At 63.3% G+C, this 13,187-nt stretch carries 6 protein-coding genes; 1 reads left to right on the top strand and 5 read right to left on the bottom strand.

Annotated elements, in window-relative coordinates; translation table 11 throughout:
* Positions 1-51: 51 nt before the first annotated feature.
* The gene (locus tag FSZ13_RS09020; RefSeq protein WP_145479199.1) at positions 52-930 is read right to left on the bottom strand and encodes an EamA family transporter; all 879 of its coding nucleotides are present in this window, start codon (positions 928-930) and stop codon (positions 52-54) included.
* 71 nt (positions 931-1,001) lie between these two features.
* Positions 1,002-1,481 carry a VOC family protein gene (locus tag FSZ13_RS09015; RefSeq protein WP_145479198.1) on the bottom strand — a complete coding sequence of 160 codons (480 nt, stop codon included), beginning with the start codon at positions 1,479-1,481 and terminating at the stop codon, positions 1,002-1,004.
* Between the two features lie 298 nt (positions 1,482-1,779).
* On the opposite strand from FSZ13_RS09015, the gene fhuE reads away from it, so the two are divergent.
* Positions 1,780-3,942, top strand: coding sequence for a ferric-rhodotorulic acid/ferric-coprogen receptor FhuE (fhuE, locus tag FSZ13_RS09010; protein WP_145479197.1), 2,163 nt, complete (start codon positions 1,780-1,782; stop codon positions 3,940-3,942).
* 97 nt (positions 3,943-4,039) lie between these two features.
* On the opposite strand, the gene FSZ13_RS09005 is transcribed toward fhuE, so the two are convergent.
* The 3 genes from FSZ13_RS09005 to FSZ13_RS08995 form a co-directional block, all read right to left on the bottom strand.
* Positions 4,040-6,910: a TonB-dependent receptor gene (locus FSZ13_RS09005; RefSeq protein WP_145479196.1), complete on the bottom strand. Its 2,871-nt coding sequence runs from the start codon at positions 6,908-6,910 to the stop codon at positions 4,040-4,042.
* Positions 6,911-7,840: 930 nt separating this feature from the next.
* Entirely contained in the window at positions 7,841-8,221 is a 381-nt protein-coding gene (locus tag FSZ13_RS09000; protein WP_145479195.1) for a hypothetical protein, read from the bottom strand.
* Positions 8,211-12,962 carry an RHS repeat-associated core domain-containing protein gene (locus tag FSZ13_RS08995; RefSeq protein ID WP_260844131.1) on the bottom strand — a complete coding sequence of 1,584 codons (4,752 nt, stop codon included), beginning with the start codon at positions 12,960-12,962 and terminating at the stop codon, positions 8,211-8,213. The genes FSZ13_RS09000 and FSZ13_RS08995 overlap by 11 nt, the downstream gene beginning before the upstream one ends.
* Positions 12,963-13,187: the final 225 nt, after the last annotated feature.

Raw genomic sequence — 13,187 nt, 5'->3', positions numbered from 1 at the left:
CGCGATAGCCGACTAACAGTCGGCTCTACCCAGTCGGCTCTACCCCCTCGGCTACCCCGCCGGGTCCGGCAGCGCCGGCGCCCGCCGCTTCGCCGTCAACGTGCTGCCCACCGACGCCAACACGGTGCACCCGATCGCCGCCCACTGCAGCGGCGTCAGGTGCTCGGCCAGCAACCCCATCGCCAGCAAGGCGGCCACCGCCGGCTCCATGCTGATCAGGATGCCGAAGGTTTCCTTCGGCAGCCGCTTCAGCGCCGCCATTTCCAGCCACATCGGGATCGAGCTGGACACCACCGCAACGCCCAGGCCGAACAACAGGATCTTCGGGTCCCACAGCGCCATGCCCGCATGCACCACGCCCACCGGCACCACCACCAGCGCCGCCGCGCACAGCCCGAGCGACACCGTGTGCCCGGCCGGCAGGTGGCCGGCGCGCTTGCCGAAGATGATGTACAACGCCCAGCACACCGCTGCGCCCAGCGCATACAGCACGCCACCAGGGTCGAGCGGCTCGCCGTGGCCCAGCGGCAACAGCAGCAGCAACCCGGTGGCCGCGCAGCCCACCCAGAGGAAGTCGACCGGCCGCCGCGACGACCACATCGCCACCGCCAGCGGCCCGCAGAATTCTATGGCCACCGCGATCCCGAACGGGATCGTGCGCAGCGCCATGTAGAACAGCAGGTTCATCACCCCGAGGGTGATGCCGTAGCGGAAGATCGCGGCCGCGTCGGCGCGGGTGGTGACCCGGCGCCAGGGCCGGAACACCGCCAGCAGCACCAGCGCGGAGAACCCCACGCGCAACGCGCTGGTGCCCTGCGCCCCGATCAACGGGAACAGCTGTTTGGCGAACGAGGTGCCCACGGCAAGGGAGGTCACCGAACCAAGGACGGCCAGGACGGGGAGCAGCGTGGCAAAGCGCGAAGTCGACATCGCCGAAGCATACGCGCGCCCCCGTCCCGCATGAAGAGCCATTCGCGTAGCCACACGCGGTGCGTGTCCCCCTACCCTCTGACGGCTGCCTCGATCTTCGCGACGTCGATCTTCTGCATGGTCATCATCGCCTCGAAGGCGCGCTTGGCCACGGCCGGGTCGTCGCTGTTGAACGCGGCGGTCAGCACGCGCGGGGTGATCTGCCAGGACAGGCCCCATTTGTCCTTGCACCAGCCGCAATCGCTTGCCTGTCCGCCATTGCCCACGATGGCATTCCACAGGCGGTCGGTCTCCTCCTGGTCATCGGTGGCGATCTGGAAGGAGAACGCTTCGCTGTGCCTGAACGCCGGTCCGCCGTTCAAACCGATGCAGGGAATACCGACCACGGTGAATTCCACCGTCAACACATCGCCCTTCTTCCCCGACGGGAAGTCCGCCGGCGCGCGGTGCACGGCCTGCACCGAACTATCGGGGAAGGTGGCCGCGTAGAAGGCGGATGCCTCTTCGGCGGTGCCGTCATACCAGAGACACAGGGTGTTCTTGGCGATCATCGGAACGTTCCTACGGTCAAGGCCGGGGCCCGGTGCGCCCAACGTAGGCCTGCCTTCGTTAAGCCCCTGTCGGGTACCGCGCATCACCCACACCTGCGCCCGGTGGACATTGCGGATGGGACTGATTCGCATTACCATACGGTGATCCCGTTCGCGCCAGGGAGGCGCTGCGGCGATCAGTTGCCAACGCCCGTGCCGCTTCCGCGGCACCCGCCAGCCGCCTACTGCCCCCACTTTGTCCGCAGCGCCCGGCATCCGAGGATCGACGCCTGGTGCGCGCCGCCGCCAGGAAACCCTGATGACCCGTACTACCGCTGTGCCGTCCCGCACCCTGCCGCAAGGTCGCCTGCCGCAGGCGCTGTTGATCGCCCTGGCCACGCTGGCTGCGGCTCCCGCCTTCGCGCAGGACACCGGTGCCGACGCCACCACCCTGGACAAGATCGTGGTCAAGGGCGAGCGCGCCGAAGGCTACTCGGTCCGCCGCACGTCGGCCGGCACCCGCTTCGACCTCGCCCCGCGCGAGATCCCGCAGTCGGTCAGCATCATCAGCCACCAGCGCATCGAGGACCAGAACCTCGACGACATCATCGACGTGCTGGCCAACACCACCGGCGTGAGCAGCACCCAGTCCGACACCGAGCGCACCGAGTTCTACGCGCGCGGCTTCTACATCGACAGCTACCAGTACGACAACCTGCCCACGCAGATGGTGCAGAACTGGAGCTACGGCGATTCCGGCCTGGACCTGGCCCTGTACGACCGCGTGGAAGTGGTGCGTGGCGCCACCGGCCTGCTGACCGGCGCGGGCAACCCGTCGGCCTCGGTCAACCTGATCCGCAAACACGCCGACAGTGCCGAGCTGACCGGCAGCGTGTCGGTCAACGTAGGCAGCTGGGGCCGCACCCGCTCCACCGTCGACGTCACCACCCCGCTGAACGCCAGCGGCACGGTGCGCGCCCGCGTGATCGGCAGCTACCTGGACACCGAATCGCAGATGGACCGCTACGACCAGCACAAAACGCTGGGCTATGCGGTGATCGACGCCGACCTGACCCCGGACACCCAGCTGAGCGTCGGCTACGACTACCAGCAGAAGCGCGCCAACGGCGCTACCTGGGGCGGCTTCCCGATGCTGTTCTCGGACGGTTCGCCGACCCCGTTCGACAAATCCTTCAGCGCCAACCCGGGCTGGACCTACTGGGACACCACCAGCAAGCGCCTGTTCGCGACGCTGGAGCACGGCTTCGCCAATGACTGGAAGGTCCGCTTGGGCGCCACGCATGACGAAACCAAGGCCGACGACAAGCTGTTCTATCCGGCGTACAACGACTGGACCACGGGCGCGTCGCTCCTCGACCCGGTCACCGGCGCAGGCGTCACCCCTTCGGCCGGGTTCTACAACACCGAGCGCAAGGTCGACGCGGTGGACGGTTATGTGGAAGGCCCGTTCCAGCTGTTCGGCCGCGAACACCAGGTCATGGCCGGCCTGAGCTACAACAAGCGCGACTACGCCAACTACGGCGATTACCAGATGGGCTGGGCGCCGCTGGACAACTACCTGGCGGGCGTTGCCGATTTCCCGGAACCGAACTGGGTATCCACCCTGCCGCTGCAGAGCGAGGGCACCATCACCCAGAAGGCGGGCTACGCCGCCGCCCGCCTGGCGCTGGCCGATCCGCTCAAGCTGATCCTCGGCGCGCGGTACACCGACTGGAAGAGCGAAGGCGAAGGCTCCGATCGTTCGCACAAGGAAACCACGCCCTACGCGGGCCTGGTCTACGACCTCAATGACACGTGGAGCACCTACGCGGCGTACACCGAGATTTTCCAGCCGCAGACCGCACGCGACCGCAACGCGACCTACCTCGATCCGGTCGACGGCAAGAGCTACGAAGTCGGCGTCAAGGCCGCCTGGTTCGACAACCGTCTGAACGCGTCTCTGGCGGTGTTCCGCATCGAACAGGACAACGTGGCCCAGATCACCAATGAGCCGATTCCGTCGCGTCCGGGCGAGTTCGCCTACATCGGCGCCCGCGGCACGGTGAGCCGTGGTTTCGAGCTGGAGTTGAACGGTGAGCTGGCCCCGGGCTGGAACGGTACGTTCGGTGCCTCGCGCTACGTCGCCAAGGACATCAACGGCGCGGACATCAACACCAACCTGCCGCAGACCACCATCAAGCTGTTCACCAGCTACACCCCGCAGTCGCTGAGCGACCTCACCGTGGGCGGCGGCGTCAACTGGCAGAACGGCATCTATTACCCGGTGCCGGCTTACGGCCGCATCGAGCAGGAGAGCTACGCGCTGGTCAGTGCCTTCGTACGCTACCGCCTGGCCCCGCAGTTCAGCGTGCAGGCCAACCTCAACAATCTGCTGGACAAGGAATACCTCTCGCAGATCAACGGCTACGGTGCCTACGGCGATGGCCGCAACGGCTCGATCACGTTCACCTGGTCGTTCTGACCGCCATCCCTGGTAGCACCCGACCGTTGGTCGGGTGCACGGCAGCAGACAGAAAGCCGGGCATCGCCCGGCTTTCTGCGTCATGGATCACCTGATCCTAGAAACGCAGGTCCGCGCGCACGTACCAGTAGCGCCCACGCGGAATGTCGTAGGTGGACGCGTCGTAGCCGTTGAGCGAGCACGACAGGCAGATCGGCGGGTCCTTGTCGAAGGCGTTGTTCAGGCCGGCACTGAGCTGCAGGCCCTTCATCCAGTCGAACTTGTAGCCCACCTGCATGTCGTTGTACGTGGTGGCAGCCAGTTCGTTGGTGCCGGCAACCTGATCGCTGCACACCGGGAACGCCGCCGCATCGCCGCACTCTTCGGTGAGCTTGGAAATGTGGCGCACCGTCCACGACGCGTTCCAGTTGCCCAGCGTCCAGCTCAGCGTGGCGTTGCTGGTCCATTCCGGGATGGAGCTGTCGGTGACTTCCACGCCCGGCTCCTGCGGCTGGCGCTGGCCCGCTGCACCGATCGCCTCGTAGCGGCCGACGAAGGTGTTCTGCCAACCCAGCTTGAACTGGCCGATATCGCTCTGCGGGAAGGTCCAGAACAGGTCCACGTCCCAGCCGTCGGTCTTGATCGAACCCAGGTTGGTGAGGCGGTTGTTGAAGCCGCTGACCGCGCCGGTGGAGGCGCGGGTGATGCCGCCGCAGTAGATCGGATCCAGCGTGTCCACGCACAGGTCGAGCTGGGTCTGTGCATTGATCGCCTGGATCGCGCCTTCGATGGTGTGGCGATAGAACGTCACTTCCACGTCGAAGCGCTCGGACCATGCCGCATCACTGCCGAACCACGGGCTCCAGACGAAGCCGGCGGTGAAGCTGCGCGAGGTTTCCGGGTCCAGCTGGTCGTTGCCGCCCGTGGTCACCGAGATCTGCGAGTTGGCCTGCTGGAAGCCGACCGGCACGCCCAGTGCGGCGCAGTTGGCTGCGCTGCCGCGCGGCGGCGTGCCACCCAGGCCCACCGAGCACGGGTCGAACAGCTGCAGGTCGGCACGCGCGGCCGAACCGTACAGCTCGCCGATCGACGGCGCGCGGAATCCTTCGGCGTAGCTGGTACGCAGCACGAAGTCGTTGCTCACCTGCCAGCGCAGGCCGTACTTGGGCACGAACTCGCCACCGAAGGTGGAGTAGTCCGAATAGCGGCCGGCTACGCTCAGGTCCAGCCGCTCACCGCGGTCGGCGCGGGCGTAGATCGGCACCGCCAGTTCCAGGTAGGCCTCGTTGACGTCATAGGATCCGGAGGTGGGCAGCGAGGGCACGCCGTTGTAGTGGCCACGCACGGTAATCGGGTCCGGCTGGTATTCGCCTTCGTACTTGCGGTACTCGTAACCGGTGGCGAAGGAGACCGGGCCGGCCGGCAGGGTGAACAGGTCGCTGCTCAGGTTGGCGGTGAACAGGCTCAGTTCGTTCTGGCTGCGGTCGTGCACCACCGGCTGGATCCAGTCCAGCATCGGCTGGGTGATGGTGCCCGGGCCACCGAAGATGTTCAGCGGCACGCAACCCGGGGTGGCCGCGCAGATCGCCGGATCGCCCAGCGCGATGTTCGCGTTGTAGATGTTGTAGCTGCCGTAGTTGGTCTGTTCGGCCTTGTTCTTGCTGTACATGCCGTTGATGTCCCACGACCAGCTGCGGTCGGCGGCCTGGAACAGGCCGGTAAGACCGGTAGCGAAGTAGGTGGTGTTCACTTCCTGCTCGAAGATGCGCGGCCCACCTTCCACCGGCCGACGACCGATCATGCTCAGGTTGCTCGACGAATCCAGGTCGAAACCGAACGGGTTGTACGGGTTGAGCGCGGAAATCACGATGTTGTCGGCCAGCGGGTTGCCGGTGGCGCCGTCGGGACCAAAGAACAGCGGCTCGGGACCGGCCTGGTTGGTCGACTCGCGGCGGTTGGCCAGGGCCTTGATGTACCACTGCACGTCGTCGCTGATGTCGAAGCGGAACTGGCCGAAGACGCCCTTGCGCTCTGACGGGGTCAGCAGCAGGTTGTATTCGGCGAAGTTGAAGCGGTCCGCCGTGGCGAAGCAGTGGTAATCGTCGGTGCGGGCGCAGCCCCCTACCCCGTTGAAGGTGGGATTGGTCACCCCGGAATTGGGCGTGATGTTGTAGGCGATGCCGGTGTTCGGATCGGTGAACATGAAGCGCCCGGTCGGCGTCGCCGAGCTGCCGAACGACAGCCCGGTACCCGGAATCGGGAAGCGCGACTGTTCGCGGGTGCTGGCCTTCACATCGTCCTGCTTGGTCCAGCTCGCGCCCAGGAACAGGGTGTAGCGGTCGCCGCTGGTGCCCCAGGCCAGGTCCACGCCCTTCTGGGCGCCGTCGCCCTTGGTGTACTCACCATAGTTCAGGGTGACCTGGCCGCCGTCGAATTCGCGGCGGGTGATGATGTTGACCACGCCCGCGATCGCGTCCGAACCGTACAGCGAAGACGCGCCGTCTTCGAGGACTTCGATGCGTTCGACGATGGCCAGCGGAATGGTATTGAGGTCGGTGGCGGCGCCCACGCCCGAGGCGGACGACTCATTGACCCAGCGGATGCCGTCGACCAGCACCAGCACGCGCTTGGCGCCCAGGTGGCGCAGGTCGACCTGCGCCGAACCGGCGCCGACACCGCTGCCGTCGGGCGGGAAGCCGAAGTTGCCGGACGAATTGAACTTGGCATTGAGCGCGGAGCCGGACCCGGTCAGCTGCTGCAGCACTTCACCGATGGAGGTCAGGCCGGTGCGCTCGATCTCGCTGCGGGTGAGGGTCTGGATCGGCACCTGGCCTTCGACCTCGGCCCGCTTGATGCGGGTACCGGTGACTTCCACCCGGTCCAGGTCGGTGGTGCTACGGGGGTTGTCCTGCGCGGTGGCAAGGGCGGGGACGGACAGCAGGCACAGCGCTACGGCAGCCGCCAAGGGGCGGTAATGCAGGTTGTTCATTCGCTCTCTCTCCAAAGGAATGGCTAGCTGGGACCGCCGTCGCCTCCCCCTCGAAGCGCGGCAGCGTCTCCTTTGTAAACAACCTGTAAAGATGAAGGCGTGATGAAATCGGCGGTTTCACGCAGACTTTACGAAAGCGGCTGTCGACGGCGTATTGCGCCCGACGAGCGGCCATGGCCAATGCAATCACCCGAACGATATCGGCCGGCGCCGTATGGACAGTGCTGAACCCGGAGCATGGGCGCGGCCACCACCTCTGGACCCCGGCGGACAACCCCCTGCGTGACCCAGTCCATCTCCAGAAGCGCTTCCTAAAAATGCCCTGCTATTTGCAGAAATCTCCGATCAGGGAAGCGTTATGGATCTCGTTCCACTGAAGTTGCCTATCGTTCGCCCTCGCCAAGAACAGGAGCTCCTTGTCCACGGGCCCTGCGCCCGGCGCACCTCCCCATTTGTCTTGACACCACACATAAACACTCGCATCAGCGGGAACTGATTGCCCGAAACCAAGCGTAGCTCTTGACCTCTCGCGAGCAGACCCCTCGACATGTGACATGGCCTTCTCTCGAATGGAGTAGTTGGGATCCGACGTACTATAAGAAATATAAAAGAGACCGGTCTCTGCATCGTGCCTGGCGTGAATCATCCGCGCATCCTCCGGCACCGAAAGTCCTGCGACGATGGAGTAATCGTTTGTCTTGCGCATCTCGGCCAGAGTTGCATAGTGCCGCCCCTCACTCCCGGCACATGCTGAAATGGCGATCGACACAATTGGCAAGCAACACCATCTCGGGATCATCGTCCTTAGCTTCTTCAACCGCGATCCGTCGTCGAGCTTCAACCTGTCCTGACGGCTCGAGGCCTGCCAGTCCTTCTCGGCCCTTCGTGTTGGAAACTCCAAGGAATCATCGACTGCGGAAAACGACAGTTTCAACTCAATGATTCACCCACAAGCACCTCCGGATCATCACCAGATATCACGTCGATCACCTCCTCACCAATCATGAAAATGAAGTGCGCCAACTGATGGCTGGACCGAGTCCCCAAGGATTCATCAACGTAGTAGCTAATCAATGATCCCTCATTACAACGAATCAAGGCCCCCCGCCTTTCTCCCATATCAGCGAAAAGCCTCAGTCGGGCACCCTCATCAGAAATGCCGATGAAATCTACGGAAGAAAACGCAATTTCCAAAATTACACGACCGCCACCATCTCTCCCTTGAATCACCAGACGGCCATCGTCGAAGAGGACATTGGAACTTGATGGCCTCGGCAGCAGACCGAGCAGAACCTCATACTTATTTAACATAGCGCACCTTCACCCGCGTTCTGTTTCCGGACCGGATTTCTATTGTAGGTGAACCATCGGAAGAATTTGGACGCACAGTGATTGTCCGCCCGTCGTCAAGAGTGCCAACCCTAATGCCGCCGCCCTTAGAGGATACATCGCTAGGAGACAGATCATCAAAATCGCTATTTGCAGTGTCAAACCCACCCTGCTTGCTCTCAATGTTCGTGCTCCCCTTCGTTCTATTCTCAGGGGTCGTGCCAGGAATCGGACACTCATCCTGCTTCTGCGAAAGCTGCTTAAGCATCTCGAGCCACATGCCCGGTGAAAGGGCGGCGCTCGTCATCAGCGTTGAGATAGCTGGAATCAACAGTGTGGGCGATGGAGCCGTCGGAAATCCGCCAATCGGCTCTGCGCCGATGTATGGGCCACCATATGCAGCATCCGCGATGGGATAGCCATCTTGGTCGAGTTGCGCGCCACCATGGATGGGCCAGGGAACGTAGCGCGGCATGGTGCCGCGTAGGCCATGGCGATCACTGGACCCTGTCGGGTTTCCGCCGACGTAGCCGTAAGTATTTATCCCCCCGGCCAACCCGACCGGATCGCTCTGAGAATAGCGGCCCACGACTGGATCGTAGTCACGCTGGTTGTTGTAGAAGAGCCCGCTAGCCTCGGTTGCCTCCTGTCCGGGGAAGCGAAGTGCCAGCTCAAACGCCACCCCGTTTCTGTCTGGATCAACATTTGGCTCCTGGCGACCGAAGACCTCCCCCTTGGCGCTCCATTCCCAGATCGCCACGTCACGAGTAGGATCGATGACGACACGTGCCGTGCCAAGATGATCCGCCTGGATGTATGACAACTCACTCCTATCAGCTGCATTCGAGACGATAAGCGCAACCGGGTGCTCATCCAGCCAGATCGCCTGCTGCAGCGAATTGCCGGTGATTCCATAGTTGCCTAGCCACCGGGAGTTTTCGTCGTACAGCGTAATCTTAGAATCATCTGAACTTGAAGCGCGCATCACGCGCTCGCCTCGATGGTTGTAGGTGTAGGCCTCCACAACCTCACCTGCCAGTTTGACTTGGCTCATCCGATTAGCGCTGTTGTATACCAGCTCCTTACCGTTAAGACTCACCGTATTGCCCACGGGGTCGTACTCGCGCAACGCGCCGTCCACTTCGGTAAGGCGGTGGCTACCGGCTGGATAAGTGTAGGCGACTGTTTCGGATGAGGTAGACAGAGAAGTCCTATTCCCGCTCGAATCGTACGTGTACATCTCGATCGAAACATGGGTAGGACCATCCTGCGTCTCGGTCAGCCGACCGAGCGGGTCGTATCTATACCTAGCCAGGACATCACTGCCGGTTCCGTTCCTCAATTCGCTGATGTTCCCCACCGCGTCGTAGCCGAAGCTCAGCGAGAGGCCGCCCGGGGCCGAGTCATGAACCGCTTCCGGACGGTAATCAGTATCCACGGGGCGCAGCAACTGGCGGCCGTTGCCGTAAGTCCACCCTGTGGGAGGACCAAATGGCGCGTGTGTGACATTGGTGACTACGATCTGCCGCGCTTGGCTGGGGGGAGTAAAGCCGATCTCCGTAATGCGACCGAGTTTGTCACGTACATAGTCGACCACACTGCCGTCGGGATACGTCAGTTGGGACAGACGACCTCCAGCTGTGTACGCGTAGCGCACGGTACTGCTGACGCCGTTCACGGTCTGCACTTTGCGGGTCACCTGGCCGAAGCAGTCATGGCAATACGTGGTGCTTCCTGCTGCGTGCTGCACCTGGCCCAGTCGTCCCTTGGCGAAGCGCTCGCTGTCATCACAGGCAGCGGGCGAAATGTCGTAGGCGTAGCCCACGTCCAGGTTCGGGTCGGGATAGGCGATTCGGGTCAGGCGGTTCAGCGCATCGTAGTGATAGGTGGCGGTAATGCCGCGTGCATCGGTGCGGGTCTTGCGGTTGCCGGCAGCATCGAGAGTGAAGTCCGTGGCACCACTGTCCGGGCTTACCTGCCCGATGAGGTCTCCGAAGCCGTTGTAGGCGTATCTGGTGTGCAGACCCTTCGGGTCGGTGACCTGGGTAACCTGGTCCAGCGCGTTGTACGCGGAGGCGATCTCGGCTCCGATGCCGCCCACGTCCTGCAGGGTTCGCGTCAGGCGGTTGAGTGGATCGTGCTGTTGGGTGGTCACGTGCTGCAACGCGTCGGTCAGGCTGGCAGGATTGCCTTCTGGGTCGTAGGTGAAAACCGTGGCGTGATTGCCGGCGTCCTTCAGCGTGGTCAGTTCGCCCAAGGTGTTGTAGATGCGGGAAAGGGTTCGACGCAGCGCGCCGGCGTCGTCGACCGTGTCTTCCCTGAGACGGTTGCCAGCGTCATCCAAGGTGTAGTGGAGGGTGTTGCCGGCATTGTCGGCAATATCGGTCAGGCGTTGGGCGGCGTCGTAGACATAGGTGACTGCGCCGCCATCCGGTTCGACCACCTCCTGCACCTGGCCGGTCGGCCAGTAGCTGATACTGGTGGTGCGGTGGGTGGCGGTGCCATCGCCTCGTACGGTCACCGAGGTAGGCCAGCCGCGCGGATGGTAGGTGAACTCGGTGATGACGCCGTTGCTGTCCACGACCGAAAGCGGCCTGCCGTGGGTGTCGTAGGCCAGCGTCTGCGCGGTGTTCCCTGCTGCATTGGTCACGCTCAGCAGATCGCCCTTGCGGAACCTGCATGTACCGGGTCCGTCGGGCACGCAACCGGCGTCATCGGCCGCATGGTACGCGTAGGTGACAATGTCGCTCACGTCAGTGCGTGGCCCATCTACCTGCTTGAGCAGGCCCGGCACCGGACAGGTACCACCCGCGGCCACATCTGCATCCTCGCAGTAGCTCAGGGCGGTGGTACGCACGTCGTTGGTGACAATGTCGCGTACCGCAATGGTGACCGGCTGCAGGCGCGCGTTTCGGGTGATGCGGGTTTCGCGGTTGCCCACCCGGCTGAATACCATGCGGTTGGTGCTTGCCTCAGTGTGGGTCTCGATGACGCGCTGCTCGGGCAGTCCGACAGCTTCGGTCGTGGCCTGCACCCGGACCGGCTCACCTCCAAGCGGGTCTGTACCGGTGCTGTAGTCATACCTGGTCTGGGTGCCACGGCGGTCTATGACTGTGTTCAGCCGGCGACGGAAGTCCTGCGCTGCCGGGTAGTACGAGCGACTGGCGGTGCCCTGGCTGTCCGTGAGCGCGGTCACCTTGCGCGGATGGCCCTCGATCGCAACGCCGCTGAGTCCGTATGTGGTGACGCGGCCAAGGGCATCTGTAACAACGGTGGTTCCGTCACCGGTATAGACCAGGCGCGTGCCATCGACCCCGACACCGGCCTGGCTGCAATCGCCGGAATGACGACTACAGGTTACCCGGCCTTTTTCATCGTAGCCGTACCAGCCGAACCGGCGGTTGTCCTCGCCGGTGATGCCGGTGAGATACTCCGGGAAGCGGGTGTCTTCGTAGTGGTATGTGCGCGTACTGCCGTCTGCATGGGTGACGGTGGCCACCTGCGCGGTGGCGCCATACGCGTAGGACGCTACCACCTGTCCTGCTACAGACAGTGAGGTTATAAGGTCTCCGCGTTCAGGGGCGTCGTAGTGCAGGAGCAGCTGCCGACCACTCGAGTGGGTAATGGAAAGCAAGCGGTCAAGCGCGTCGTACTGGTAGACGAGCGCCGTCCCATCCTCGCGGTTACGCTGTCGGATGCGGCCGTCGGCGCCGAACGCCAGTACTTCGGTGCTCCGATGGAGCTGCCAACCGTCGCCCTGTGGCGAAAGCCTGTCGCCCGATCCATTGATGGCTTCGTATGCACCCGCCTCGCGACGAAACGCGAGATAGGTGCCGTCCTCCTCGATCAGGCCAAACTCGGCCGCGTCGTCGCTGTCGGCATGCCGCGATAGTGACACGTTGTGTGAATGCGTCCAGTTGGATCCAAATCCACCTCTGGCAACCGAAGTCATGGAGTTGAAGTGCCGTACGAACCGCATCCAGCCGAGGTCCAGGTCTAGCTCTGACTGGGACTTGTTGCCCGTTGTGGGCTCACAAGGGTTGCCTATTGGACATTGGCTGGTGAGCGGTATGCTCGTATACGTCATCAACGTATCGGCGTAACTCGCGTAATCCGGTCGTATTTCGCAGGCCTGTGTATCCGGCCGCCATTCCAGCAGTCGCGGGTTGGGACACCTCACTTCGCGAATCTGATGGATGTTGGTGGTCGATGTGTAGGCAGAGCATCGCCCGTTTGCGATCAATCCCTGGACCACCTTGTATTTGGCGGACATGCGCTTCGGACTGCCGTCCGGGCCCGTCGAACTTACGCGCCACTCCCCGGGGGTGATCTGCGTATCAGGGCAGTTTGCAGGCGACGCGTAGCGCTGCTTGATCGCATCGAGCAGCGCATCGTGACTGTCGTAGTCCGTGTTGACGAACTGGAACTTCCAAGCCGTGGTGAGCAGGTGCATGGGCTTGACCCGGTAGTAGTACGTCACCACTTGGCTGGAAACCTTGTTGTCCGCGATGTACCACTCGAACGGCTGGTCGGCCTGAAAGGACGATGCGACATGGTCCTCGATGGCACGCTGCGCCTGGCGCTCGGTAGCCCACAGCTGCTCGTCCAGGCGCGTACTCCATGTCTTTTCCACTTCCTGCGCGTTTGCGAATGGAGCGGTGGCGAGCGCGATCGCAACGGCCAGCGCGCGGCGGCGCGCGCAACGCGGATATGAAATGAACATCCCTTTTACTCCTCCCAAGCCCGAGCGGCAGGGAGGTTTATGCGCGACTGAAGCGTTTCCGCCAATGTCCGGAACTGTGACCGGTAACACCGATGGTGGGAGAATTGGCGTGGATTCGCCCATGTTGGGGTGATCCCCCACCCAGCTGCGCGGAAGTTCCGGACACCAACTCGAGTAGTAGACGTGGAAGCCGAGAGAGGGTGATTGCCGCTAACGTCACAGCTT

It is taken from the genome of Stenotrophomonas rhizophila, from assembly GCF_007667275.1.
Taxonomy (GTDB): domain Bacteria; phylum Pseudomonadota; class Gammaproteobacteria; order Xanthomonadales; family Xanthomonadaceae; genus Stenotrophomonas; species Stenotrophomonas maltophilia_AE.
This window is presented reverse-complemented; position numbering and strand designations above follow the sequence as displayed.

What these genes read in the sequence shown, in the direction of transcription:
- FSZ13_RS09020 (WP_145479199.1), bottom strand. Translation starts at nt 930, where the DNA reads ATGTCGACTTCGCGCTTTGCCACGCTGCTCCCCGTCCTGGCCGTCCTT.
- FSZ13_RS09015 (WP_145479198.1), bottom strand. Translation starts at nt 1,481, where the DNA reads ATGATCGCCAAGAACACCCTGTGTCTCTGGTATGACGGCACCGCCGAA.
- fhuE (WP_145479197.1), top strand. Translation starts at nt 1,780, where the DNA reads ATGACCCGTACTACCGCTGTGCCGTCCCGCACCCTGCCGCAAGGTCGC.
- FSZ13_RS09005 (WP_145479196.1), bottom strand. Translation starts at nt 6,910, where the DNA reads ATGAACAACCTGCATTACCGCCCCTTGGCGGCTGCCGTAGCGCTGTGC.
- FSZ13_RS09000 (WP_145479195.1), bottom strand. Translation starts at nt 8,221, where the DNA reads ATGTTAAATAAGTATGAGGTTCTGCTCGGTCTGCTGCCGAGGCCATCA.
- FSZ13_RS08995 (WP_260844131.1), bottom strand. Translation starts at nt 12,962, where the DNA reads ATGTTCATTTCATATCCGCGTTGCGCGCGCCGCCGCGCGCTGGCCGTT.